The following is a 22,604-nucleotide window of genomic DNA, read 5'->3' on the forward strand; positions in this document are numbered from 1 at the left end:
AGCGCGTTAAGCGCTGGTAGCCGCTTGCTTACGACTGGCCATCGCCGTCACTGCATAACCAATCAATGCCGCCAGGATCGAGCCCGTGAGAATACCCATCCGGTCCATCCCGGCGTATTCGCTACTGCCCGGCACGAACGCCAGCGAGCCGACAAACAGGCTCATGGTGAAGCCGATACCGCACAGGATGGCCACGCCCATGACCTGGCCCCAATTGGCGCCGGTCGGCAGGGCAGCCAGCCCGGTTTTCACCGCGAGCCAGGTCAGCCCAAACACACCGACCGTCTTGCCCACCAGCAGGCCGGCCGCGATACCCATTGGCACATGGTGGGTAAAGCTCTCCAGGTTGACCCCGGCCAGCGACACGCCGGCGTTGGCAAACGCGAACAGCGGCAGGATGCCGTAGGCCACCCATGGGTGCAGCGCGTGTTCCAGGCCCAGCAGGGGCGAGGGTTCGGCGTTCTTGGTGCGCAGCGGAATGCAGAACGCCAGGGTGACGCCAGCCAGGGTGGCATGAACCCCACTCTTGAGCACGCAGACCCACAGGATCAGACCGATGATCAGGTACGGCCCGAGCTTGACCACGCCCAGGCGGTTCATGGCTATCAGCGCGACAAGGCAGGCACCTGCCCCTGCCAGCGACGCGGTGGACAGTTCGCTGGAATAGAAAATCGCGATGACGATGATGGCGCCCAGGTCATCGATGATCGCCAGGGTCATCAGGAACAGCTTCAGCGACACCGGTACACGCTTGCCCAGCAGGGCCAACACGCCAAGGGCAAAGGCGATATCGGTGGCCATCGGGATGGCCCAGCCGCCCAGCGCCGCCGGGTTATCCTTATTCAGCGCCCAGTAGATCAGCGCCGGCACCACCATGCCGCCGATGGCTGCAGCGCCTGGCAGCACGACCTGGGAAGGCTTGGACAAGTGGCCATCGAGCAACTCGCGCTTGACCTCCAGACCGATCAGCAGGAAGAACAGGGCCATCAGGCCGTCGTTGATCCATAGCAGCGACGGCTTGGCGATTTGCAGGGCGCCGATTTGTACGGCGACGGGCACGTCAAGAAAGCTGTTGTAGAGATGGGACAGCGGCGAGTTGTTGATGATCAGCGCCAAGGCGGCTGCAGCGATCAGTAACAGGCCGCTGGCCGCTTCAAGCTGGAAGAAACGGGTAAACGTGCTACGCAGAGGCAAGGGATGCTCTCCAATCAAAGTTCAATAGGGGCGTACCCTAACCCGTACTGTTAGTTGTTAAAACAAAAGTTATATTCTTTTTTGTTATATAAAAGCGTCGTGGTAGGGCTTGCGTCAAAGACTAGCAATTGTGTGTCGAATTGAGTCATGACTGTATCTGTGAGCAGTGTAGGAAAGACCCTAACATTCAGCCTGAAAACCTAATGGAACTTGAGCATGAGCGACCATCGTCCGTGGGCCCGAGAGGCCATCCGCATTATTGAGGCGGACTTCCAGCGCAGCGCCGACACCCACCTGATCCCGCTGCCTTTACCGGGCTTGCCGGGGATCGAGTTGTATTTCAAGGATGAGTCCAGCCACCCCACCGGCAGCCTCAAGCACCGGCTGGCTCGCTCCCTGTTCCTGTATGCGCTGTGCAACGGTTGGCTCAAGCCCGGCGCGCCAGTGATCGAAGCCTCCAGTGGCTCGACGGCGATCTCCGAGGCGTACTTCGCGCGTTTGCTGGGCCTGCCGTTCATTGCGGTGATGCCGGCCACCACGTCCCAGGAGAAAATTGCGCAGATCGCCTTCTACGGTGGCAAGAGCCACCTGGTGCAGGATCCCACGCAGATCTACGCCGAATCCGAGCGCCTGGCGCAGGAAAGTGGCGGGCACTTCATGGATCAGTTCACCTATGCCGAACGCGCGACGGACTGGCGGGCGAATAACAACATTGCCGAATCGATCTTCCAGCAACTGCGCTTCGAGCGCCATCCAGAGCCGAGCTGGCTGATTTCCAGCCCGGGTACCGGCGGGACCACGGCGACCCTGGGGCGCTATGTGCGTTATCGCCAGCATTGCACCCGAGTCTTGTGTGCCGATGCCGAGCGTTCGGTGTTCTTCGAGTATTACCAGAGCGGTGACGCCAGTTTGCGCCTGGACTGCGGTTCACGGATCGAGGGCATCGGCCGGCCGCGGGTGGAGGCATCGTTCCTGCCCAAGGTGATCGATGCGATGGTCAAGGTGCCGGATGCCTTGTCGCTGGCGGCCATGCATTACCTGGCGCAACGCTTGGGCCGGCGGGTCGGGGGTTCCAGCGGCACCAACCTGATCGGCGCGCTGGTTGCCGCGCAGCAGATGCAGGCGGCAGGGGAGTCCGGGTCTATCGTGGCGATTCTGTGTGATGGTGGCGAGCGCTATGCCACGACCTACTACGACGATGCGTGGCTGGTCGGGCAGGGGTATGAACTGGAAGAGTTGATCGACGCGGTTGCCGCCAGTGTCGAGCGGGGCGAGCCGTTGCCGGACAGTATCCTGCGCGCCAATATCTAAACCGTCTGGCGCACGATGATCACTGTGGGAGCCGGGCTTGCCCGCTCCCACAGTGGAGGGCGTTTGCTCAGGCTTCGATCCCGAGGATGTTGCGCGCCACGGCTTCGGCAATCCGAATCCCGTCAACGCCGGCCGACAGGATCCCACCGGCATAGCCAGCACCTTCGCCGGCCGGGAACAGGCCTTTGACATTCAAGCTCTGCATCGACGCGTCGCGGGTGATCCGCAGCGGCGATGAAGTGCGGGTCTCGATCCCGGTCAATACCGCGTCATGCAACGAGTAACCCTTGATCTGCTTCTCAAAGGCCGGCAACGCTTCGCGGATGGCCTCGATGGCGAAGTCTGGCAAGGCCAGGGCCAAGTCGCCCAGGGCTACGCCTGGCTTGTAGGAAGGTTCCACGCTACCAATAGCCGTGGACGGCTTGCCGGCGATGAAATCACCCACCAGTTGCGCCGGTGCTTCGTAGTTGCTGCCGCCGAGGATGAACGCGTGGGACTCCAGGCGCTCCTGCAACTCGATCCCGGCCAGCGGGCCGCCCGGGTAGTCCACTTCCGGCGTGATACCCACCACGATCCCGGAGTTGGCATTGCGTTCGTTACGCGAATACTGGCTCATGCCATTGGTCACGACTCGATTCGGCTCGGAGGTGGCTGCCACCACCGTGCCGCCTGGGCACATGCAGAAGCTGTACACCGAACGGCCGTTCTTGGCGTGGTGCACCAGCTTGTAGTCGGCTGCGCCCAGTTTCGGGTGCCCGGCATATTTGCCCAGGCGTGCGGCGTCGATCAGCGACTGCGGGTGTTCGATACGGAAACCCACCGAAAACGGCTTGGCTTCCATGTACACGCCACGGCCGTGGAGCATGCGGAAAGTGTCGCGGGCGCTGTGGCCGAGGGCGAGGATCACATGCTTGGAAAGGATCTGCTCGCCACCGGCGACCACCACGCCATTCAACTGGCCATCTTCGATCAGCACGTCGGTGACCCGCTGTTCAAAACGCACTTCACCGCCCAGGGCGATGATCTGCTGGCGCATGTTTTCCACCACGCCGGTCAGGCGGAAGGTACCGATGTGCGGTTTGCTGACGTAGAGGATCTCGTCTGGCGCGCCGGCCTTGACGAACTCGTGCAGGACCTTGCGCCCGTGAAATTTCGGGTCCTTGATCTGGCTGTAGAGCTTGCCGTCGGAAAAGGTCCCGGCACCGCCCTCGCCGAACTGCACGTTGGACTCGGGGTTGAGTACGCTTTTGCGCCACAGGCCCCAGGTGTCCTTGGTGCGCTGGCGCACTTCGCGGCCGCGCTCGAGGATGATCGGCTTGAAGCCCATTTGCGCCAGCAACAACCCGGCAAAGATCCCGCAAGGGCCGAAGCCGACCACAATCGGTCGCTCGCTCAGGTCGGCCGGTGCCTGGCCGACGACCTTGTAGCTGACATCGGGGGCGGCATTGATATTGCGGTCGTCAGCGAACTTGAGCAGCAGGGCGGCCTCGCCCTTGACCTCAAGGTCTACGGTGTAGATGAAGCACAGCTCCGACGACTTCTTGCGTGCATCGTAGCTGCGTTTGAACAGGGTGAAATCGAGCAGATCATCACTGGCGATGCCCAGGCGCTGCACAATGGCAGGCCGCAGGTCTTCTTCGGGATGGTCGATGGGCAGCTTGAGTTCGGTGATTCGTAGCATGACAGGATCCGGTATGCGGCGTTTGGTAGGGCCGGCGGTTTTGCAAACCGGCGATTATAAGCCCCAACGGCGGTTTCCCGTCATGCTAAAACAGCGCAGGGCTGAATCAGTCGTCTCGCGAGCCGCCAAACGCCGCGCAGCCACGCTGCACCTGACCGTTGATCCGAAGTTCGGCGCTCATATGCTGCAGGCTGCCACTGACGCTATCGATGCAGCGTTGGGGCGCGACCCACAGTTCAATCTGCTGGCCGTTGGCTTCGGTGGTGAGGTTGAAGCGGCCGTCGCCCAGTTGTTCTTCGACATAAGGCACCGGCAACGGTGGCTGCCCCTCGCGTTGCAAGACCATGCCCTTATTGGTGACGTTCAATGCCCACGCCGGCTTGTGGCCATTGGCGCGCAGGATCATGCGCTTGAAGTCCGGGTCGTCGCAGGCCGAGGTCGAACGTTCGACGCGGTACAGTTGCTGCAGGTCCACCTGGCCCTGGGTGCCGCTGGCGACTCCGGAGAACTTGCCGCGCAGGTCGGCAAACAAGGCCCCTTGCTGGCCGGCCAGGGACGCAGCTTCCTGGAGGATGCTGGTGCCGCCGGTGTCGTTGACCACATAGTTGCGCTGATCATGGCAGGGCTGGAACAGCAATTTGTCGCCCACTGCGGTCAATTCGCCCTGCATGCGAGTCAGGCCCGTCATGGACGGCTTGGCCGCATCGCGGTCGAACAACTGGCAGGCGGTGAGCAGGGGCAACAGGGCAAACAGAGCAAGGGTACGGGCGGCAAGCATTATCGGGTCTCCTGATAAGTGCCGCCACGTTACGCAGGCTGGCGCTGCATCACAAGCCGGTGATGGGCGATTAGGTTGCAGCATTTTAACGGAGCCTGAAATTAAGCCTTTTCCGTGGATGTTACGGAAGCCTTATGCCAAGTTTAAGTTTTTCGAAAGGCGCATTCATATGAACATTCGATGGACCCTTTTCGCCCTGGCCTGCGTGGCACCCCTGGCCTGGGCCGAGGTACCGGCCAAGCTGTTCTACACCTCACAGACCGACTTCTCCGATATGACCTTGACCCTGAAAAGAGCCGGCGCCCTCCAACCCGAGTTTATCGAGGTCGACGTGACGCTGACGCCGGAAGCCAGGGAGCGCACGAAAGCGCTGACCCAGGCGGCCATGCATAAGCAGATGACCCTGTACCTCAATGGCCGGCAGCTCAATACGGCGACGGTCCAAGGTGTGCTCTACGGTCCGGGCCTGAGGTTCTCCATCCCCCGCAACCAGTTGTTAGAGATGATGCCGTCGCTGCTCAAGTGATCAACCGACGATGTAGGTCTGTCCGGTCTGTAAACCTTCCACACTCTTGGCGTAGGCCAAAGCCACTTCCGTCGCCGGAACCGGCTTAAAACCCCTGAAGTAAGGCGCATAGCTGCCCATGGCTTCCACCAACACGGTCGGGCTGACCGAGTTGATCCGCAGGCCCCGCGGCAATTCAATCGCTGCCGCTTTGACGAAAGCATCAATAGCGCCATTGACCAGTGCCGCCGAGGCGCCTGTGCGGATCGGGTCGCGGTTGAGAATGCCGCTGGTAAAGGTGAACGACGCACCGTCGTTGGCAAACTCGCGGCCGATCAGCAACAGATTGACCTGACCCATCAGCTTGTCTTGCAGGCCGAGGTCGAAATGGCTGGCCTCCATATCCCCCAGGGGCACGAAGTTGACGCTGCCGGCGGCGCACACCAAGGCATCGAACTGGCCGGTTTGTACAAACAGTCGGCGGATCGAGGCGCTGTCGCTGATGTCGACCTGAAAGTCGCCGCTCTTGCGCCCGATGCTGATCACTTCATGGCGCTGGGACAGTTCGGCCTTGACCGCCGAGCCCACAGTGCCGCTGGCGCCGATCAACAGGATTTTCATGGTGTGGTTCCTCAAGGGGTTTAGGTGAGCCTTGAGTCTAGAGTGGTTTTTTCTGCGGATAAGCGCACTAATAGGCAACCTTTGGTTTTCAAATGGAAACAATCCATGAGCGAGATGGATGATCTGGCGGCGTTTGCGGTATTGATCGAGGCCGGCAGTTTTACCCTGGCCGCCCAGCAACTGGGGTGCAGCAAGGGGCAGTTGTCCAAGCGCATCAGCCAGTTGGAGGCGCAATACTCGGTGGTGTTGCTGCACCGCACCACCCGCCGCCTCAGCCTGACGGCGGCGGGTGCGGCATTGTTGCCCCAGGCCCAGGGGCTGGTGGTCCAGGTCGAGCGTGCCCGACAGGCATTGGCGCGGCTCAAGGATGATTTGGCCGGGCCCGTGCGTATGACGGTTCCGGTGTCCTTGGGCGAAACGTTTTTCGACGGCCTGCTGTTGGATTTTTCCAGGCAGTATCCACAAGTCCAGATCGAGTTGGACCTCAACAATAGCTATCGCGACCTGGCCAGGGATGGGTTTGACCTGGCAGTGCGCTCAGAGGTTGCCAATGATGAGCGCCTGGTCGCCAAGCCTCTGCTGGCCTGGCATGAAATGACCTGCGCCAGCCCGGCCTACCTGGAGCAAAATGGTGAACCGCTGGTGCCGGCTGACCTGGTTGGCCACCGTTGCTTGCTCAACAGCCACTACAGCGGTCGCGAGGAGTGGCTGTATCACCAGCAACACGAATTGTTGCGAGTGCGGGTGGATGGCACCTTTGCCTCCAACCACTACAACCTGCTGAAAAAAGCCGCGCTGGTTGGCGCGGGTGTCGCGCGGCTGCCGTCCTACCTGTTGCAGATGGAATTGGCTGACGGCCGACTACGCTGGATCCTGCGCGATTATCAGACCCGCAGTATGCCGATGTACCTGGTCCACCCCTATCAGGGCGGGCTGCCACGCCGTACCCAAGTGCTGGCCGATTACCTGGTGGGCTGGTTCAAGCGCAACGGCGAGGCGTTGGACCGGCTTTAACGCCAGCGCCGTGCGATCCAGTGATCAATGGACACGCGTCCTGGCCCCTTGGCCATCAGCACCAGTAGCAACGCGATCCAAGTGCCGTGGGTCGGGTAGGCATCCGGGTAGACAAACAGCTGGATCACCAGGGTCATGCCCAGTAACGCCAGGGCTGAAAGGCGCGTGGCAAGCCCCAGCAGAATCAGGACCGGAAAAAAGTGCTCGGCGCACGTGGCCATGTACGCGGCTGCTTCAGCTGGCACAAACGGTATCCGATATTCACTTTGAAACAACGGCACAGTGGAGCTTGCCAGGTGTGGCATACCCAGTTCGAAGGTGCCATCGACCAGGTCGATGGCCAAGCCCTCGACCTTGGTCTGGCCGGACTTCCAGAACACCGCCGCAATGGAAAAACGTGCGACAAGAGCGATCAGGCTGTAGGGGATTTTTTCAAAGGCCTGAATGACGCGGGACATCAGGCTCGGGGCGGCAGTGTTCATGGTTGTACCTTGATATGGGTGATGGCGCGGTGGCTGATCAGCAGTCCCAGGCATTGGTGCAGGTCAAACTCAGTCGCTGCGTCGAGGGCGTACGCCATCGCCATTTCCAGGGGCCATTGGTTGTTCAGGCTGTTGATAAACGCCACGCAGCCGCTGTCGATGCAAAACACCTCCACCTCCAGGCCATTGCGCAGGATCAGCGCGCATTGCCCGTGCCACGGGTCGAGTCTGGCGACGGTGTCGCTGGTTTGATGCGCGGCCCATAACGCCACCACGGCGTAGTTCGATTGCAGGGTGGTAACGGATGGATGCAATTGCAGGCGCACGTTGCCCAGGCTAGGCAACTGTTGCAGCTGGTTTATGACGGCCTGCGAGTCGGCGACGGGTGCGTCGGCAGCGTGATAGGCGTTGATCCGCAAGCGCTCCAGCCGCGCGACGTCAGCCAGGTACGGGACACTGGCGGCAGGGGCGAAGCCCTGGATAAAGTCGGCCAAGTCACTGCCGTACTCGTTGAGCAGCGGGTTGGTGGGTGGATACGCCTGGACATACATCCCGGCCATGGCCCGGAAAAATCGATCGCCCACCAGTTGCAGGGTCACGGGATAACTGTCGGCCAGGGCGTTGATCAACGAGCTGTGGACGTTGTTGCGATACACCGCAAAACGACTGGCAGGATCGGCGCCATTGCTGCTGAACAAACCATCCGGGCATGGTTGGTACAGCGCCAGCAGTGCCTGGGCAAACTGGCTTTGCAGGTTGTTCATGGGTGCACCGCCGCGGTCAGTAGATGCTGGTCGGCTTGCCGGGCTTCGGCGTGCAACACACTGAAGGCTGGCACATCGTTGTCGCGCTCAATCAGCGTCGCAACCGGTCCGGTGCGTTGTAAGGCTTGCTGATACAACTGCCACACCGCGTTGTCGATGGGGGCGCCATGATCGTCAATCAGCAGGCGATCACCCAGGCTGTCGGTGTCTTCGGCAAAGCCGGCCAGATGAATCTCACCCACGGTGTGCAAAGGCAAAGCATCAAGGTAGGCCAACGGATCCTGCTGATGATTGACGCAGGACACATACACATTGTTTACGTCCAGCAGCAAGCCGCAGCCGGTGCGCCGGATGACTTCGCTGATGAAGTCTGTTTCGTCCAGGGTGGAGCACTGGAACTGCAGGTAGGTCGACGGGTTCTCCAGCAACATGCGCCGCTTGAGCACGGTTTGTACCTGGTCAATGTGTGCGCACACGCGTTTAAGGGCGGCGTCGTCATAGGCCAGGGGCAGCAAGTCGTTGAGATACACCGGGCCGTGGCTTGACCAGGCCAGGTGCTCGGAAAAGGATTGGGGTTGATAGCGCGCCACCAGTGCTGCCAGGTGTGCAAGGTGCTCCTGGCTCAGCGGGCCTTCGCCGCCAATGGACAGGCCGACGCCGTGCAGCGACAGCGGGTACTGCTCGCGGATCAATCCCAGGTAATGATGAAAAGGCCCACCGGCCACCATGTAGTTTTCGGCGTGGACTTCAAAAAAACCAATGTCGGGCCGGGTGGCGAGCACTTCCTGGAAGTGCTCGCTCTTGAGCCCCAGCCCGGCCCGCCGGGGCAGGCCGGGGGCCTGAGCCCCGGAGATGTCAGGCAAGGATGAAAGAATCATCGTCGATACTCAGGCGTGGGGATAGTTCAGGACTTGGCTTTGAAGGCTTCCAGTTGGCCAAAGCCGGTCGACGAGGTTTTGCTTTCCATCTTCACGCAGGTGCCCTCGGGAACCAGCTTCCAGGCGTTGGCCTGGTAGTCGGTTTTCGAAGTGCCTGCACAGGTGGTGCCGGCGCCTGCAGCGCAGTCGTTCTTGCCTTTGAGGGCGACGCCGAAGCATTTTTCCATCTTGGCCTCGTCGGCATGGGCGACAGTGGTCAGGGCGCTCAGGCTCAAGGCAGAACCCAGGGCCAGGGCGAGGGCGGCGACGGGCAGCGAGCGGGTGGTAGCGGTCATGGTGTTTCTCCAGCAGTGAGGTGGTAAGGAAGCGTTTGTGCTTGCTTACCCCACTAGAGAAAGGGGGGAGGGGATTGTTACAGGTGGATCGAAGAAAACTTTAAAACAGCGCGAAATCTACGATTCACACAAAGCAAATGTGGGAGCGGGCTTGCTCGCGATAGAGGCGTGTCAGCCAATACATCCAGCACTGACACACCGCCATCGCGGGCAAGCCCGCTCCCACATGTTGGTCCTGTTCATCCAGCAACCGTTTTTAGCCGCCCAGGTACGCCTCGCGCACTTTCGGATCGGTCAGCAGTTGTTCGCCGCTGCCCTGCATCACCACCCGGCCGTTTTCCAGCACATAGGCGCGGTCGGCAATTTTCAACGCCTGGTTGGCGTTCTGCTCCACCAAGAACACCGTCACACCGTCCTTGCGCAGCTGCTCGATGATATCGAAGATCTGCTGGATGATGATCGGCGCCAGGCCCAGGGAAGGCTCGTCCAGCAACAGCAGCTTGGGCTTGCTCATCAGCGCACGACCGATGGCAAGCATTTGCTGTTCGCCACCGGACATGGTGCCGCCGCGCTGGCTGAAGCGCTCCTTGAGCCGAGGGAACAGGTGCAGCACCTTGTCCATCTGCTCCTGGTAGTCGCCCTTGTCGGTGAAGAACCCGCCCATGGCCAGGTTCTCTTCCACGGTCAGGCGGGCAAACACCCGACGGCCTTCCGGGACCACTGCAATGCTCTTGCGCATGATCGCCGCCGAGTGCTGGCCCACCAGTTCCTCACCCATGTAGCGGATGCTGCCGCTGTGAGCCTGGGGCGAACCGCACAGGGTCATCAGCAGGGTGGACTTGCCGGCACCGTTGGCGCCGATCAGGGTGACGATTTCGCCCTGGCGCACTTCCACGTTGACGTCGTGCAGGGCCTGGATCTTGCCGTAGAAAGTGGAAACGTTTTCGAATTGCAGCATTTACGCTTCCCCCAAATAGGCTTTGATCACTTGCGGGTTGTCGCGGATCTGCTCCGGCGTCCCGTTGGCCAATGGCGTGCCCTGGTTGATCACGACGATATGGTCGGAAATGCTCATGACCAGTTTCATGTCGTGTTCGATCAGCAGCACGGTGGCGTTGTTTTCTTCACGCAGCACACCGATCAACGCCTTGAGGTCTTCGGTTTCCTTGGGGTTGAGGCCCGCAGCCGGTTCGTCGAGCATCAGGATCCGCGGGCGGGTCATCATGCAGCGGGCGATTTCCAGGCGACGTTGCTGACCATAGGCCAGGGTGCCGGCCGGGCGGTTGGCAAACTCGGTCAAGTTGACCTTGTCCAGCCAGTACGCGGCGTATTCCATGGCCTCGCGCTCGCTCTTGCGAAACGCCGGGGTCTTGAACAGGCCCGCGAAGAAATTGGTGTTCAGGTGCCGGTGCTGGGCGATCAGCAGGTTTTCCACGGCGGTCATGTCCTTGAACAACCGCACGTTCTGGAAGGTCCGCACCACGCCCTTGCGGGCAATCTGGTGACCGGCCAGGCCCTGGATCGGCTGGCCGTCCAGCAGGATGCTGCCACCGGCCGGCTTGTAGAAACCGGTCAGGCAGTTGAACACCGTAGTCTTGCCGGCGCCGTTGGGGCCGATCAACGCGACCACTTGTTTCTCTTTGACGGTCAGGGCGACGCCATTGACCGCCAGCAAGCCGCCGAAGCGCATGCTCAGGTTTTCGACTTTCAGGATCTCGCGGCTCATTTGCGCAGCTCCATATGTGGACGTTGCATGGGCAGCAGGCCTTGAGGGCGCCAGATCATCATCAGCACCATCATGGCGCCGAACATCAACATGCGGTACTCGCTGAATTCACGCATCAGTTCCGGCAGCAGGATCATCACGATGGCCGCGAGGATCACGCCCAACTGCGAGCCCATGCCACCCAATACCACGATGGCGAGGATGATTGCCGACTCGATGAAGGTGAACGACTCCGGTGTCACCAGGCCTTGGCGAGCGGCAAAGAAGCTGCCGGCGAAACCGGCGAACGCGGCACCCAGGGTGAAGGCGGAGAGCTTGATGATGGTCGGGTTCAGGCCCAGCGCACGGCAGGCGATTTCGTCTTCACGCAGCGCTTCCCAGGCACGCCCGATCGGCATGCGCAGCAGGCGGTTGATCACGAACAGCGCGGCCAGGGCCAGCAACAGGGCGACCAGGTACAGGAACACCACTTTGCTCACCGGGTTGTAGGCAATCCCGAAGTACTCGTGGAAGGTCTGCATGCCCTCGGCAGCGGAGCGATCAAACGACAAGCCGAAGAACGTTGGCTTGGGAATGCTGCTGATGCCGTTGGGGCCGCCGGTGATATCAGTGAGGTTACGCAGGAACAGACGGATGATCTCACCAAAACCCAGGGTCACGATGGCCAGGTAGTCACCGCGCAAGCGCAACACCGGGAAGCCCAGCAGGAAGCCGAACGTCGCCGCTGCCATGCCGGCCAGAGGCAGGCAGATCCAGAAGCTCCAGCCCAGGTAGTGCGAGAGCAGCGCGTAGGTGTAGGCACCCACCGCGTAGAAACCCACATAACCCAGGTCGAGCAGGCCGGCCAGGCCCACCACGATGTTCAGGCCCAGGCCCAGCAGCACGTAGATCAGGATCAGGGTGGCGATATCCACCGCACCACGGGAGCCGAAGAATGGCCAGATCAACGCGGCCACGATCAGGCCGATGATGATGTAGCGCTGGGTGCGCGGCAGGGTCAGGAACTGGCTGACCTTGGGCGAGACCAGCGGGCCACGATTGGACTTGAGCAGTGCCCCGACCTGCTGGGTGAACAGCACCCGCAGGAACATCAGCACCGAGCACAGGGCAATGATGGTCAGCGTCACCGGCCCGGTGCCGTGTACTTCAAGGTTGATCCCGACAATGCTCAACTTGAGCCCGAGTACCGGAAAGGCCACGGCCCATACCAGCAAGGCGCTGAAAAACGCCGATTTAAGATATCTGCTCATACTTTCTCAACCTCCGGACGGCCCAGGATGCCGGTCGGCCGGAATAACAGCACCAGAACCAATAGACCGAAGGCCACCACGTCCTTGTACTGGTCGCCGAAGATATCGGCACCAAACGCTTCGGCCACACCCAGCACCAGCCCGCCGAGCATCGCGCCCGGAATACTGCCGATGCCGCCGAGGACCGCCGCAGTGAAGGCTTTGAGCCCCACCAGGAAGCCGGCGTTGGGGTTGATCACGCCATACTGCATGCTCAGCAACACGGCAGCGACGGCGGCCAGTGCGGCGCCGATGACGAAGGTCAGGGCAATGATGTTGTTGGTGTTGATGCCCAGCAGGTTGGCCATCTTGATGTCTTCGGCACAGGCCCGGCAGGCGCGCCCCAGACGGGAGCGGGAGATGAACAGGGTCAGGCCCAGCATGGCCACCAGGGTGACGACGAAGACCAGGATCTGCATGTAGGAAATCAGCACTTCTTGTGCGCCACCTGGACCGAAGGAAAAGCTCCCCGGGATCAGGTTGGGAATGGACTTGTCCTTGGAGTCCTGGGACAGCAATACGGTGTTCTGCAGGAAAATCGACATGCCGATGGCGGAAATCAACGGGATCAGGCGGTTGCTGCCACGCAGGGGGCGGTATGCAACGCGTTCGATACTGTAGCCGTAGGCACTGGTTACGACGATTGACGCAAGGAACGCGGCAGTCATCAACAGCGGCAGGGAGTGGATACCCATCATGGCCAGCCCGGCAATGGCGATGAACGCCACGTAGGAGCCAATCATGTACACCTCGCCGTGGGCGAAGTTGATCATTCCAATGATGCCGTAAACCATTGTGTAGCCAATGGCTATCAAGGCATAGGTGCTGCCAATGGTCAGGCCATTAACCAGCTGTTGGAAAAAATGATAGATCTCAGGCATTACAGCGCTCCTAAAAACCCGATACGCATTTCACTGGTGGAGTCATCTTCCAGCCTGGTGCTGTGTTCTGTGAGCACATTTGCACAAAGCATTTGCCAGCGAACCGCTGGTGACGGTTTTAAGATTTTCAGGTGAGCCAGCGCCCGGATCGCGGGTGCGTGGCCCATAAACCTCGTAAAACAAAACCCACTGCTTGCACAGTGGGCTTGTTGTCCAGTAACGCCTGGCTTACTGAGGGGATACTTCGGTTTTTGGTTGGCCGAAGTGCCATTCGTAGACCACGAACTTGAAGTCTTTCAGGTCGCCGTTCTTATCGAAGCTCAGGTCGCCGGTCGGGGTCTTGAAGGTACCCGCGTGGATGGCCTCGGCCACTTTGGTGGTGTCTTCGCTTTTTGCAGCAGCGATGCCGCCAGCGATGATTTCAACCGCCGAGTAGGCCGGGAACACGAACGGACCGCTTGGGTCTTTGCCGTCAGCCTTGAGTGCGTCGACGATGGCCTTGTTCGCAGGGTCGGCGTCGAAGGATTTCGGCAGGGTGACCAGCAGGCCTTCGGAGGCTTTCTGGGCGATTTGCGAGATGGAGTCGTTGCCCACGCCTTCCGGGCCCATGAACTTGGCTTTCAGGCCTTTTTCCTGGGCCTGGCGCAGGATCAAGCCCAGTTCTGGGTGGTAGCCGCCGTAGTAGACGAAGTCGACGTTGGCTTGCTTGAGCTTCTGGATAATCGAGGAGAAGTCCTTGTCGCCGGCGTTCAGGCCTTCGAACACGGCAACCTTGATGCCTTTGCCTTCGAGGGTCTGCTTGACCGCAGTGGCGATGCCTTCACCGTATTGTTGCTTGTCGTGCAGGACTGCGACGGCCTTTGGCTTGACGTGGTCGGCGATGTAGTTGCCGGCCGCAGGGCCCTGGGCGCTGTCCAGGCCGATGGTACGGAAGATCAGCTTGTAGCCACGGGCGGTGATTTCCGGGCTGGTGGCCGCCGGGGTGATCATGATCACGCCTTCGTCTTCGTAGATGTCGGTTGCAGGTTGAGTGGAGCTGGAGCAGAGGTGGCCGACCACGAACTTGACGCCGTCGTTGACCACTTTGTTGGCTACGGCAACGGCTTGTTTAGGGTCGCAAGCGTCATCGTATTCCTTGGCTTCGAGCATTTTGCCGTCGACACCGCCCTTGGCGTTGATGTCCTTGATGGCTTGCTTGGCACCCATGAATTGCATATCGCCGTATTGGGTCACAGGGCCGGTTTTAGGGCCGGCAATACCGATCTTGATGGTGTCAGCTGCGAACGAATGGCCGGCAACCCCAGCCAGGACCATAGCGGCAAACAGTTTGGAAATCTGCTTAGTAGCCTTATTCATAGTGCTCCACTCTTACTGTTGTATTTTTTATAGTTCTAGCGGCCTTGTGGGCTACAGAACCGGATCAGATATCTCGGATATCCCCCCGGCAGCGGCCTGGCAACTGTACCGGTACAGTGTAGAGCGCCGGTTGATCGCTTGAAAAGCTAGCTGCTGGGGGCAAACCCCGGGTATGTCGCTTAAATGAAAGAAAAAGACAGAATTGCGGCGGGTGAATGCCAGAGTCTCGGGCAATCCTTGGCGTTCCTGACACTTTCAATCGGTGCCTCAATTGCAACTGGGTTTTTCTGGGGAAGCCTCGACGGTATGATTGCGCCGATTTTTTCCTCAGGTGAGTTCCCATGACGCAAGAACCTAGCACCCTCTATGCCAAGCTGCTCGGCGAAACCGCGGAAATTTCCTGGAAGGAGCTTGAACCGTTCTTCGCCAAGGGTGCCCTATTGTGGGTCGACGCCGGTCTGGATTTGATCGAAGCGGCCGAGGGGATGGCCGAGGACAGTCGGGACAAAGTGGCTGCCTGGCTGGCCTCGGGGAGCCTTGGCGAAGTGTCTGCGACGCGGGCATTGGACCTGGTGGAGCGTAATCCGAGCCTGTGGGCGGTGGTGGTTTCGCCGTGGATTCTGATCCAGGAAAGGGCATCAAACTAAACGCAGGCACCGAAATGGTGCGAGTTTCGCGCCTTTAAAAGTGTGTAGCGGAGTAACCGCTTTGCCCATGATGGCAACTGGCCGTGAAGAAAGGTCACAAGGGAGGGTGACGTAAACGTCATGGGAACAGTTTTGCGGGCCGCGAATGGCCGGGGGAATTGTTTCTTGGTGTGGCAAGGTTATGGATATTGTCGCCTGGCAGACCGCTTTCGCGAGCAAGCCCGCTCCCACAGTCGACCGCATTCCAAGGGTAGACCTCGGTCAACTGTGGGAGCGGGCTTGCTCGCGAAGGCCGCGCCGCGGTCTAGGCGGTCTTGCCCGTATGGTTATTCAAGGAAATAACCTTGGTCTTGCCAATCCGGTGACGATAAATCTCACGCAGGTACTTGATCGCCTTCTTCACGCAATCGCGCGACAGACGTATGTCGTTGATCGAGACAAACTTCTCCTTGTCGTTGATCAGCTCGCGGTACTTCTTCTCATACATCGGCTTGATCGCGTACCAGTTGGTATCGAGGATTTTCGCCGGGTTCTCGAATTCGTTGAGCAACTCGTCGATACGGTCCTCGTCGAAGTCTTCGTGGATGATGAAATCCAGGATCGAGTTGTCCAGCGTCTCGTCGAAACGGTACGGGTTGCGGGCAAAGCAGCGTTTGATAAAGGCCACGATCAACGTCAGGAAATCATCCGACAGGCACGGGCTCTTGGCGATCAGGGTGGTCAGCGACAGGTTGGCCGAAGCGCCGATCACCAGGGCGTAGCGCTTGAGCGTGGTGTTGGGGAACAGGCTGTTGAGGTGGGTCTTGAGCCGGTTCAGGTCCATATAGGACAGCTTGTAGTCCTTGGGCAGGGAGACGATAGACACCACCGACGAGCAGTTCTTGAAGAAGTGCAGGTCATGCAGGGCCGCCGCGTCATAGCCGGAATTCTTGTATTGCTCCAGGGACGCCTTATAGCGCTTGGATTCGATCGGCAACAGGCTGATGCCTTCGATGGCCTGGGTGACCTTATTGAAGTGGGGCAGGTCGATGGAGCGGAAGAACAGGTCATCGATGTTCAGGCGCTGGGGTTCTTTTTCAAACACCTTGAACTTGTCGTTGCTCGGCGCCGGGGTTTCCGGCACGACCGACTCGGCATAGGCAATTGCCACCGGCCCGGCCAGGCTCATGAACAGGTCGTTGGCGTCCAGGCGAATGGTTTCACCGATATCGATGCCGGCACGGCGGAAATAGTTCTGGTCGTAGTCGGTCGTCACCGCCTGGGCCGTCAGAATGTTGAAGATCTGCTGTGAGATGTACTGGTTGGCGTGTTTTTCCATGGCATTGACGTCAATGTTCTGGATGTTGCCGTCGTCGCTTTCTTCGGCGTAACGCATGATGTCGTTGGAGATCAGCATCATCGCGTTCCACGGGCGGATACGGCCTTTGACGCTGGCCTCGCTGCTGTCTTCATTGTCGAAGTTGTACGAGAAGTCCCATTCCTCTGACAGGTACTTGCACAGCAGCCGACCGGCGTTGATATGCAGCGCCTCGGACATTTCGCTGCGGTGATCGGAGATGTTCGGCAGCACACAGATGCCGCTGGTGAAGATCGGCTCGAACACGAAGGCATGGCCGCTCTTGCTGTCGTGCTCGTCGGCGGGCTTGGTGTCGAAGGTCTTGTTCATGTACGAGTGTTGCTGGGCCAGGCCAAACTCCGAGGCCATGCCCGAGCCGGTGCCACCGCCGGCGCTGAAAATCGAGAAATACAGGCGCGACTGGTTGGCCTTGATCCCGCAGGAGTCGATCAGGTACGAGTGGATCATCTTCCAGTCGGGGCTGGAAAACCGCTGGGTATCCTTATTGAGGATGATCTTGGCCAGGTACTGGCCCAGGATCGGGGCGTTACCGGCGCCGCCGGCATGCACTTCCGACAGGTCCATGATCTTCATCTTGCTGTAGTCGCGCAAAAAGCCGCTTTTCTCGCCCTTGCGCGAGAAGCGGATGCGCCCGGCAATGTCCTTGTCCAGGTCGCCGAGCATCACCAATGGTTCTACCAGGAACACCGGCTTGCTGGCCTTGCTGGCGCCCAGGCGCAGGTTGTTGCGGATCCATTGGGCTGGGCTGTAGCCCTTTTCAACGTAGGATTTGTCTTCGGTGCTGAACTCGTTCAGGTAGAACTTGCGGGCGTTGTACACCAACTCCGCCACATCCAGGGCGATGTTGGAACCGCAGCGCCCCAGGCCGATCAGGCAGACCGAGGGAAACTCCTGCTCGCTGCGCAACTCGCTGTCACCCTCAAGGTGCGGCGGGCGCGGGAAGACCATGTCGCGCAGGCCGTCGAGGTTGTCGAGGATGCGGTCGGTGTTGGTCTCGGTGAAGTACAGGTATTGCTGGGTGCCCAGCGCACGTTGACTGTGCAATGACTTTGAGCCTGAGGGTTTTTCCGCAGGAGCTGTGAGCAACACGTCGGATACCGCAGTAACAGGGTTATTTTTAGAAGTCATTGTGCGCCATGTGCCTGGACGGATGGCTGGAAAGCATTAAAGAGCCATCACCGAGTGAGAGTTCGCGACTTTTACAGTGCGTTTTAGGCCTCGGCGATCAGTCTTAACCCTATTGTTTCTAGGGAAAAGCGACGCCGGACTCTCATGAATCGGCCGTTCGTCGGCGTTCTTTAATCAAAATGATGGCGAAATGCCAAGGCTGCTGCGCTTCAGCGGATGGGACGTACAACCGAAGAGGCGTCCTTGCCGCCCGCCAGGCTTAGCGGTGTGAGCGGGTTGTGCTGGTCAAGCGCGGTGATCACCGCGCTGACTTCACTGGCCGGCACCGCCGCGCTGAGCAGGTAGCCCTGCACGTAATCGCAGCCATGCTTGACCAGCAGCTCCAGTTGCTGCGGGGTTTCCACGCCTTCGGTGATCACCTGCAAATGTAGGGTGTGGGCCATGCCGATGATCGCCTGGACAATCTCCATATCGGTGGTGGACTTGGGGATGTCCTGGATAAAGGAGCGATCGATCTTCAGTGTATTGAGGGGCAGGCGCTTGAGGTAGGAGAGCGAGGAATAGCCGGTGCCGAAGTCATCGATGGACAGCGCGACACCCAGCGCGCGGATTTGCCGCAGCAGGACCAGGGTGCTGCTGATGTTGCCCATCAAGGCATTTTCCGTGACTTCCAGCTCCAGGCGGCTGGCGGCGATGCCACTGCTGCGCAAGGCGTATTCGATCTCATCGGCCAACTCGTCACGGGCCAGGTTCAGGGCCGAACAGTTGACGGCCATGGTCAGGTCCGGGTGGCCCTGGTCCGTCAGCCAGCCCAGGTCGGCACAGGCCTGGCGCAGTACCCAGTTGTCCAGCTCGGCGATCAGGCCGTTGTTTTCGGCAATGCCGATAAACCGGTCTGGCGCCAGCAAGCCATGCAGGGGATGTTGCCAGCGCACCAGGGCTTCGAGCCGGGTGACCTTGCCTTTGCGCAGGTCCAGGATGGGTTGGTAGTGCAGGACCAGTTCTTTTTGGCTGCGTAACGCGTTACGCAGCTCCTCTTCCAACTGCAGTTCAAGAGAGGCCCGGGTTTTGAGGTTGGAACTGAAGAAGTTGAGGCTGTTGCGCCCGCCATCCTTGGACTGGTACAGCGCCAGGTCGGCGGTTTTCAGCAGTTCCTCGCTGGTGGTCCCGTCCTCGGGAAATACACTGATGCCGATGCTGGTGGTCATCACCATGCGTCGGCCGGCCAGTTCGATGGGCTCTTTCATTTTTTGCATGATGCGCTGGGCCATGTGCCGCGCTTCATCGCGATGATGGATGTTGATCAGGATGCAGAACTCATCGCCGCCGAACCGTGCCACCACATCATTGTGGCTGCGCACCGAACTCTTGATATGGCCAGCCAGCACCGTCAGCAGTTCGTCGCCGGCGTCGTGGCCCAGGCTGTCGTTGATCCGCTTGAAGTGGTCGATGTCGAGGAAGATCACCGCCAGCATGCCCCCAGCCTGGGTTTTCTGCGCGAGTTTTTCAGCGAAGATCTGGTTGAAGCCCCGGCGATTGAGCAGGCTGGTCAAGGCGTCGTAATGGGCCACTTGCTGCAGGGACGCCCGCGCCTGGTCCAGCTCGCTCAGCAAGGCATTGACTCGCCGCAGGTCGCGCTCCTTGTGCTGCAGTTTCTTGTCGGCGAGGGCCGCGCTGATGCTGCTGCCGATCACCAGCAACGTAATGACAGCCACCGACAGCCCCAGCTGCATGGGGTTGTTATCGATCGGCAACGACGGCGCGGCCTCGGTGGGCACCAGCAATTGCATGGCGGCCATGCCGGTGAAGTGCATGCTGATAATGCCGGCGCCCAGCACCAGGCTGGCACCGTACTTGAGCAATTGGTGGAACATCCCGCTGCCATTGCGCAGGTAGCGGGACAGCAGCAAGGCCGCGAGGCTGGCGCCAATGGCGATTGCTATCGATACCCCGAACAGCCCGCTGGAGAAATACACCTGGGCCTCGGAGCGCATGGCGGACATGCCCACGTAATGCATCAGGGCGATGCCCAGGCCCATCCAGATGGACGCCACCAGGTACTGATGAAAGCGCAGTTGTGCATGACTGAGGGTTTGCATGGCGAACATCGCCGCGATCATGGCGATCAGCAACGAAGCAAAGGTCATGAACAGTTCGTAATGGATGGCGATGGGCGCCTGGAACGCCAGCATGCTGATGAAGTGCGTCGACCAGATCCCGCCAGCCAGGCAACCGGCGCCGATCCAGCGCCAGCGGCGTTTTGCCGTCAGGTTGTCGACGTGGCCGACCCGTTCGGCCATGTCCAGGGTGCCGAAGCCCGCTGCGCAGGCAACCAGGTACGCCAGTAGCACCAGGAAGGGGTTATGGGTGCAATCGACTAATAAATGCCCGCTCTCGGGAAGGGGGGTAAAAAAATGCAGACCCAGCCATTCCATAGCATGTCCCGTTACAGAGTCATCTCGTGTCACTGCGCGCGGCGATGACCTATGGAATCGAGTATAGAAGGCTCAACGGAATCGCAAGCCGTAATGGCATTTTGATTTCTTCGATTTTGGCATGCTGGCCATAGCCAATGGTGCTAAGCGCTGATGGGCAGCTCAAACTCGTAAGGCGGCTGTTCCAGCGGCGCCAGGCCAAATGCCGCGCGTGCGGCGTCGCAGTCGACGTTGACTTCACCCTGGCTCCACGACGCCTCGAACTCCCGGCACACGCTGGAACGCTGCTCATAGATTGAACAGCGGGTGCCGCTGCCCACTTCGCCCTCCAGGCTGCAACAGCGTGCCGGTTTCTGGTCGGTGCCGATCATCGCCACCCGGCTGGGGTTGATCTGTACCACCCGTTCATCGGGCACGGTGCCGCCTGATGAGGCGCATTCGCCCCAAAAGAAAGACACGCGAAAGTGTGAACAGCAGGCACCGCAATTCAGACACGGACTGGCATCGGACATGGCACGTCATCAATAAGAGGTAAGGGGGGAACTGCGGAAGGCTCGCTATTCTATTCCTGCCAAGGCGCTTGGGAAGGGGGGCGGGTGCTTATTTTTTTGCCGGGCAAAACCCCGCTGTCCAGGATGAAATTACGCCCTATCAGCTTTACGAATCATTACAGACAACCGCGCCGTGCCTGACTAGATTGCAGGTTCCGGGCAGGATGCGTCGGCATCGAGCCTCTATAACAATAAAAGAGACGGACCCATGCAGAACTCGACCCAAGCGGCGAATGCCTGGCGCATTCTGTTCCTGCTGTTCCTGGCCAACCTGTTCAACTTCTTTGATCGCACGATCCCGGCGATCATCATCGAGCCGATCCGCATGGAATGGCACCTCAGTGACTTCCAGCTCGGCATCATCGGCACCGCGTTCACCATCGTCTACGCCATTGCCGGCTTGCCCCTGGGGCGCCTGGCCGATACCGGTTCGCGCAGCAAGCTGATGGGCTGGGGCCTGGCGAGTTGGAGCGCGTTGACGGCAGTCAACGGCATGGTCGGCAGCTTCTGGACCTTCCTGCTGGTGCGCATGGGCATCGGCATTGGCGAAGCCAGTTATGCGCCGGCCGCCAACTCGCTGATCGGCGACCTGTTCCCGGCCCACCGTCGCGCCCGGGCCATGGGGATTTTCATGCTGGGCCTGCCCCTGGGGCTGTTGCTGGCGTTCTTCACCATCGGCGCGATGGTCAAGGCGTTCGACAGCTGGCGAGCGCCGTTCTTTATTGCGGCCATCCCGGGGCTGATCCTCGCGGTGTTCATGTTTTACATCAAGGAACCCAAGCGCGGTGCGGCCGAAACCGTGCAGGTTTCCCAGGAGAAAGTCGACCGGCCGATCCGCCGCGTGTTGGCGGTACCCACCTTCCTGTGGCTGGTGCTGGCGGGGCTGTGTTTCAACTTTGCGACCTATGCCTGCAACTCGTTCCTGGTGCCGATGCTGCAACGCTACTTTTTGATGCCACTGCAAGAAGCGGCCGTGGCGACCGGGGTGATTGTCGGCGTGACGGGCCTGTTCGGCCTGACCCTGGGCGGCCTGGTGGCGGACAAGATTCACCAGCGCATTGCCAACGGTCGGCTGCTGTTTGCCGCCTTCAGCCTGATCATCTCCACGGTATGCACGGCCTGGGCCCTGCATGCGGGGCGTATCGAGATTGGGGTGTTTGTCGCGGTGTTCAGTGTGGGCTGGCTGTTCGCCTATAACTTCTACACCTGTGTGTACACGGCGATCCAGGACGTGGTGGAGCCACGCCTGCGGGCTACGGCCATGGCGTTGTTCTTCGCCGGCCTGTATCTGCTGGGCGGTGGCATGGGGCCGGTGGTGGTGGGCGCACTGTCTGATCACTTTGCCCATGCGGCGATGTACGCGGCGGGTGCCGAGCAAATGACCGAGGCGTTCAAGGCCGTGGGCCTGCATGACGCTATGTACCTGATCCCGGTAGCGTTGTTCCTGACCATGCTGTTTCTGTTCCAGGCTTCACGGTGTTTTGTGCGCGATGCCAAGCGGATGAAGGATGGGTTGGGGAGGGTTGAGGTGCCGGCAGCGGCGGCTACAGCTTGAAACCGAGGTGATGCCATCGCAGGCAAGCCAGCTCCCACAGTTAACCGAGTTGTCAGTTAGCGCACCGATCACTGTGAGAGCTGGCTTGCCTGCGATGAGGCCCGCAAAACCCCATA

General features: G+C 60.2%; 22 protein-coding genes. 6 read left to right on the top strand and 16 right to left on the bottom strand.

Going from position 1 to position 22,604, the window contains the following annotated elements; genetic code table 11:
* Positions 1 to 6: 6 nt before the first annotated feature.
* On the bottom strand, positions 7 to 1,194 hold the full coding sequence (nhaA, locus tag ACO77H_RS06020) for a Na+/H+ antiporter NhaA (RefSeq protein WP_169955490.1): 1,188 nt from the start codon (positions 1,192 to 1,194) through the stop codon (positions 7 to 9).
* 216 nt (positions 1,195 to 1,410) lie between these two features.
* Between nhaA and ACO77H_RS06025 the strand changes: the two genes are divergently transcribed.
* On the top strand, positions 1,411 to 2,505 hold the full coding sequence (locus tag ACO77H_RS06025) for a PLP-dependent cysteine synthase family protein (protein ID WP_169955491.1): 1,095 nt from the start codon (positions 1,411 to 1,413) through the stop codon (positions 2,503 to 2,505).
* A gap of 67 nt (positions 2,506 to 2,572) precedes the next feature.
* On the opposite strand, the gene ACO77H_RS06030 is transcribed toward ACO77H_RS06025, so the two are convergent.
* Together ACO77H_RS06030 and ACO77H_RS06035 are read right to left on the bottom strand one after the other, a co-directional pair.
* Complete coding sequence (locus tag ACO77H_RS06030; protein ID WP_169955492.1) at positions 2,573 to 4,186, bottom strand: NAD(P)/FAD-dependent oxidoreductase; 1,614 nt, start codon at positions 4,184 to 4,186, stop codon at positions 2,573 to 2,575.
* Between the two features lie 106 nt (positions 4,187 to 4,292).
* Positions 4,293 to 4,964 carry a COG3650 family protein gene (locus ACO77H_RS06035; protein WP_169955493.1) on the bottom strand — a complete coding sequence of 224 codons (672 nt, stop codon included), beginning with the start codon at positions 4,962 to 4,964 and terminating at the stop codon, positions 4,293 to 4,295.
* A gap of 169 nt (positions 4,965 to 5,133) precedes the next feature.
* Here ACO77H_RS06035 and ACO77H_RS06040 point away from each other — a divergent pair, with 169 nt between their 5' ends.
* Positions 5,134 to 5,490, top strand: a complete 357-nt coding sequence (locus ACO77H_RS06040; protein ID WP_169955494.1) for a hypothetical protein — start codon at positions 5,134 to 5,136, stop codon at positions 5,488 to 5,490.
* Here the strand turns inward: ACO77H_RS06040 and ACO77H_RS06045 are convergent, their stop codons facing one another.
* Positions 5,491 to 6,090 (bottom strand): short chain dehydrogenase, encoded by a 600-nt coding sequence (locus ACO77H_RS06045; protein ID WP_169955495.1) that lies wholly within the window; start codon positions 6,088 to 6,090, stop codon positions 5,491 to 5,493.
* A gap of 105 nt (positions 6,091 to 6,195) precedes the next feature.
* On the opposite strand from ACO77H_RS06045, the gene ACO77H_RS06050 reads away from it, so the two are divergent.
* On the top strand, positions 6,196 to 7,104 hold the full coding sequence (locus ACO77H_RS06050) for a LysR family transcriptional regulator (RefSeq protein ID WP_169955496.1): 909 nt from the start codon (positions 6,196 to 6,198) through the stop codon (positions 7,102 to 7,104).
* Here the strand turns inward: ACO77H_RS06050 and ACO77H_RS06055 are convergent.
* The 9 genes from ACO77H_RS06055 to ACO77H_RS06095 all read right to left on the bottom strand — a co-directional run bounded on the left by ACO77H_RS06055 (position 7,101) and on the right by ACO77H_RS06095 (position 14,815).
* Positions 7,101 to 7,586 carry a DoxX family protein gene (locus ACO77H_RS06055; RefSeq protein WP_432755154.1) on the bottom strand — a complete coding sequence of 162 codons (486 nt, stop codon included), beginning with the start codon at positions 7,584 to 7,586 and terminating at the stop codon, positions 7,101 to 7,103. The genes ACO77H_RS06050 and ACO77H_RS06055 overlap by 4 nt on opposite strands.
* Positions 7,583 to 8,350: an HvfC/BufC family peptide modification chaperone gene (locus ACO77H_RS06060; protein ID WP_432755155.1), complete on the bottom strand. Its 768-nt coding sequence runs from the start codon at positions 8,348 to 8,350 to the stop codon at positions 7,583 to 7,585. Before ACO77H_RS06060 ends, ACO77H_RS06055 begins: the two co-directional genes overlap by 4 nt.
* Positions 8,347 to 9,228: an MNIO family bufferin maturase gene (bufB, locus tag ACO77H_RS06065; RefSeq protein WP_432755156.1), complete on the bottom strand. Its 882-nt coding sequence runs from the start codon at positions 9,226 to 9,228 to the stop codon at positions 8,347 to 8,349. The genes ACO77H_RS06060 and bufB overlap by 4 nt, the downstream gene beginning before the upstream one ends.
* 26 nt (positions 9,229 to 9,254) lie before the next feature.
* The gene (locus tag ACO77H_RS06070) at positions 9,255 to 9,563 is read right to left on the bottom strand and encodes a BufA1 family periplasmic bufferin-type metallophore (protein WP_170042904.1); all 309 of its coding nucleotides are present in this window, start codon (positions 9,561 to 9,563) and stop codon (positions 9,255 to 9,257) included.
* Positions 9,564 to 9,819: 256 nt separating this feature from the next.
* Complete coding sequence (locus ACO77H_RS06075) at positions 9,820 to 10,521, bottom strand: ABC transporter ATP-binding protein (protein WP_029297115.1); 702 nt, start codon at positions 10,519 to 10,521, stop codon at positions 9,820 to 9,822.
* The gene (gene livG / locus ACO77H_RS06080; protein ID WP_169955501.1) at positions 10,522 to 11,289 is read right to left on the bottom strand and encodes a high-affinity branched-chain amino acid ABC transporter ATP-binding protein LivG; all 768 of its coding nucleotides are present in this window, start codon (positions 11,287 to 11,289) and stop codon (positions 10,522 to 10,524) included.
* Positions 11,286 to 12,539 (bottom strand): high-affinity branched-chain amino acid ABC transporter permease LivM, encoded by a 1,254-nt coding sequence (locus ACO77H_RS06085; protein WP_029297111.1) that lies wholly within the window; start codon positions 12,537 to 12,539, stop codon positions 11,286 to 11,288. The genes livG and ACO77H_RS06085 overlap by 4 nt, the downstream gene beginning before the upstream one ends.
* A complete protein-coding gene (livH, locus tag ACO77H_RS06090; protein WP_169955502.1) occupies positions 12,536 to 13,459 on the bottom strand; it encodes a high-affinity branched-chain amino acid ABC transporter permease LivH in 924 nt (307 codons plus the stop codon). Before livH ends, ACO77H_RS06085 begins: the two co-directional genes overlap by 4 nt.
* A 228-nt stretch (positions 13,460 to 13,687) precedes the next feature.
* Positions 13,688 to 14,815 carry a branched-chain amino acid ABC transporter substrate-binding protein gene (locus ACO77H_RS06095; RefSeq protein ID WP_169955503.1) on the bottom strand — a complete coding sequence of 376 codons (1,128 nt, stop codon included), beginning with the start codon at positions 14,813 to 14,815 and terminating at the stop codon, positions 13,688 to 13,690.
* Positions 14,816 to 14,998: 183 nt separating this feature from the next.
* Here ACO77H_RS06095 and ACO77H_RS06100 point away from each other — a divergent pair, with 183 nt between their 5' ends.
* Positions 14,999 to 15,160, top strand: coding sequence for a hypothetical protein (locus tag ACO77H_RS06100; protein ID WP_169955504.1), 162 nt, complete (start codon positions 14,999 to 15,001; stop codon positions 15,158 to 15,160).
* Complete coding sequence (locus ACO77H_RS06105; protein WP_170042903.1) at positions 15,157 to 15,462, top strand: DUF2288 domain-containing protein; 306 nt, start codon at positions 15,157 to 15,159, stop codon at positions 15,460 to 15,462. Before ACO77H_RS06100 ends, ACO77H_RS06105 begins: the two co-directional genes overlap by 4 nt.
* Before the next feature lie 304 nt (positions 15,463 to 15,766).
* On the opposite strand, the gene ACO77H_RS06110 is transcribed toward ACO77H_RS06105, so the two are convergent.
* The 3 genes from ACO77H_RS06110 to ACO77H_RS06120 form a co-directional block, all read right to left on the bottom strand.
* Entirely contained in the window at positions 15,767 to 17,947 is a 2,181-nt protein-coding gene (locus ACO77H_RS06110; RefSeq protein ID WP_169955506.1) for a hypothetical protein, read from the bottom strand.
* 209 nt (positions 17,948 to 18,156) lie between these two features.
* On the bottom strand, positions 18,157 to 20,382 hold the full coding sequence (locus ACO77H_RS06115) for a putative bifunctional diguanylate cyclase/phosphodiesterase (RefSeq protein ID WP_432755157.1): 2,226 nt from the start codon (positions 20,380 to 20,382) through the stop codon (positions 18,157 to 18,159).
* Between the two features lie 143 nt (positions 20,383 to 20,525).
* Positions 20,526 to 20,894 (bottom strand): YkgJ family cysteine cluster protein, encoded by a 369-nt coding sequence (locus tag ACO77H_RS06120; protein ID WP_169955508.1) that lies wholly within the window; start codon positions 20,892 to 20,894, stop codon positions 20,526 to 20,528.
* 247 nt (positions 20,895 to 21,141) lie between these two features.
* On the opposite strand from ACO77H_RS06120, the gene ACO77H_RS06125 reads away from it, so the two are divergent.
* A complete protein-coding gene (locus ACO77H_RS06125) occupies positions 21,142 to 22,488 on the top strand; it encodes an MFS transporter (protein WP_115127555.1) in 1,347 nt (448 codons plus the stop codon).
* The last annotated feature ends 116 nt before the right edge of the window (positions 22,489 to 22,604 follow it).

Source organism: Pseudomonas sp. WMBT8 (genome assembly GCF_050916005.1).
Lineage (GTDB): Bacteria > Pseudomonadota > Gammaproteobacteria > Pseudomonadales > Pseudomonadaceae > Aquipseudomonas.

Coding starts and splice junctions, on each gene's coding strand:
- ACO77H_RS06025 (WP_169955491.1), top strand. CDS start 1,411: ATGAGCGACCATCGTCCGTGGGCCCGAGAGGCCATCCGCATTATTGAG.
- ACO77H_RS06030 (WP_169955492.1), bottom strand. CDS start 4,186: ATGCTACGAATCACCGAACTCAAGCTGCCCATCGACCATCCCGAAGAA.
- ACO77H_RS06035 (WP_169955493.1), bottom strand. CDS start 4,964: ATGCTTGCCGCCCGTACCCTTGCTCTGTTTGCCCTGTTGCCCCTGCTC.
- ACO77H_RS06040 (WP_169955494.1), top strand. CDS start 5,134: ATGAACATTCGATGGACCCTTTTCGCCCTGGCCTGCGTGGCACCCCTG.
- ACO77H_RS06045 (WP_169955495.1), bottom strand. CDS start 6,090: ATGAAAATCCTGTTGATCGGCGCCAGCGGCACTGTGGGCTCGGCGGTC.
- ACO77H_RS06050 (WP_169955496.1), top strand. CDS start 6,196: ATGAGCGAGATGGATGATCTGGCGGCGTTTGCGGTATTGATCGAGGCC.
- ACO77H_RS06055 (WP_432755154.1), bottom strand. CDS start 7,586: ATGAACACTGCCGCCCCGAGCCTGATGTCCCGCGTCATTCAGGCCTTT.
- ACO77H_RS06060 (WP_432755155.1), bottom strand. CDS start 8,350: ATGAACAACCTGCAAAGCCAGTTTGCCCAGGCACTGCTGGCGCTGTAC.
- bufB (WP_432755156.1), bottom strand. CDS start 9,228: ATGATTCTTTCATCCTTGCCTGACATCTCCGGGGCTCAGGCCCCCGGC.
- ACO77H_RS06070 (WP_170042904.1), bottom strand. CDS start 9,563: ATGACCGCTACCACCCGCTCGCTGCCCGTCGCCGCCCTCGCCCTGGCC.
- ACO77H_RS06075 (WP_029297115.1), bottom strand. CDS start 10,521: ATGCTGCAATTCGAAAACGTTTCCACTTTCTACGGCAAGATCCAGGCC.
- livG (WP_169955501.1), bottom strand. CDS start 11,289: ATGAGCCGCGAGATCCTGAAAGTCGAAAACCTGAGCATGCGCTTCGGC.
- ACO77H_RS06085 (WP_029297111.1), bottom strand. CDS start 12,539: ATGAGCAGATATCTTAAATCGGCGTTTTTCAGCGCCTTGCTGGTATGG.
- livH (WP_169955502.1), bottom strand. CDS start 13,459: ATGCCTGAGATCTATCATTTTTTCCAACAGCTGGTTAATGGCCTGACC.
- ACO77H_RS06095 (WP_169955503.1), bottom strand. CDS start 14,815: ATGAATAAGGCTACTAAGCAGATTTCCAAACTGTTTGCCGCTATGGTC.
- ACO77H_RS06100 (WP_169955504.1), top strand. CDS start 14,999: ATGAAAGAAAAAGACAGAATTGCGGCGGGTGAATGCCAGAGTCTCGGG.
- ACO77H_RS06105 (WP_170042903.1), top strand. CDS start 15,157: ATGACGCAAGAACCTAGCACCCTCTATGCCAAGCTGCTCGGCGAAACC.
- ACO77H_RS06110 (WP_169955506.1), bottom strand. CDS start 17,947: ATGACTTCTAAAAATAACCCTGTTACTGCGGTATCCGACGTGTTGCTC.
- ACO77H_RS06115 (WP_432755157.1), bottom strand. CDS start 20,382: ATGGAATGGCTGGGTCTGCATTTTTTTACCCCCCTTCCCGAGAGCGGG.
- ACO77H_RS06120 (WP_169955508.1), bottom strand. CDS start 20,894: ATGTCCGATGCCAGTCCGTGTCTGAATTGCGGTGCCTGCTGTTCACAC.
- ACO77H_RS06125 (WP_115127555.1), top strand. CDS start 21,142: ATGCAGAACTCGACCCAAGCGGCGAATGCCTGGCGCATTCTGTTCCTG.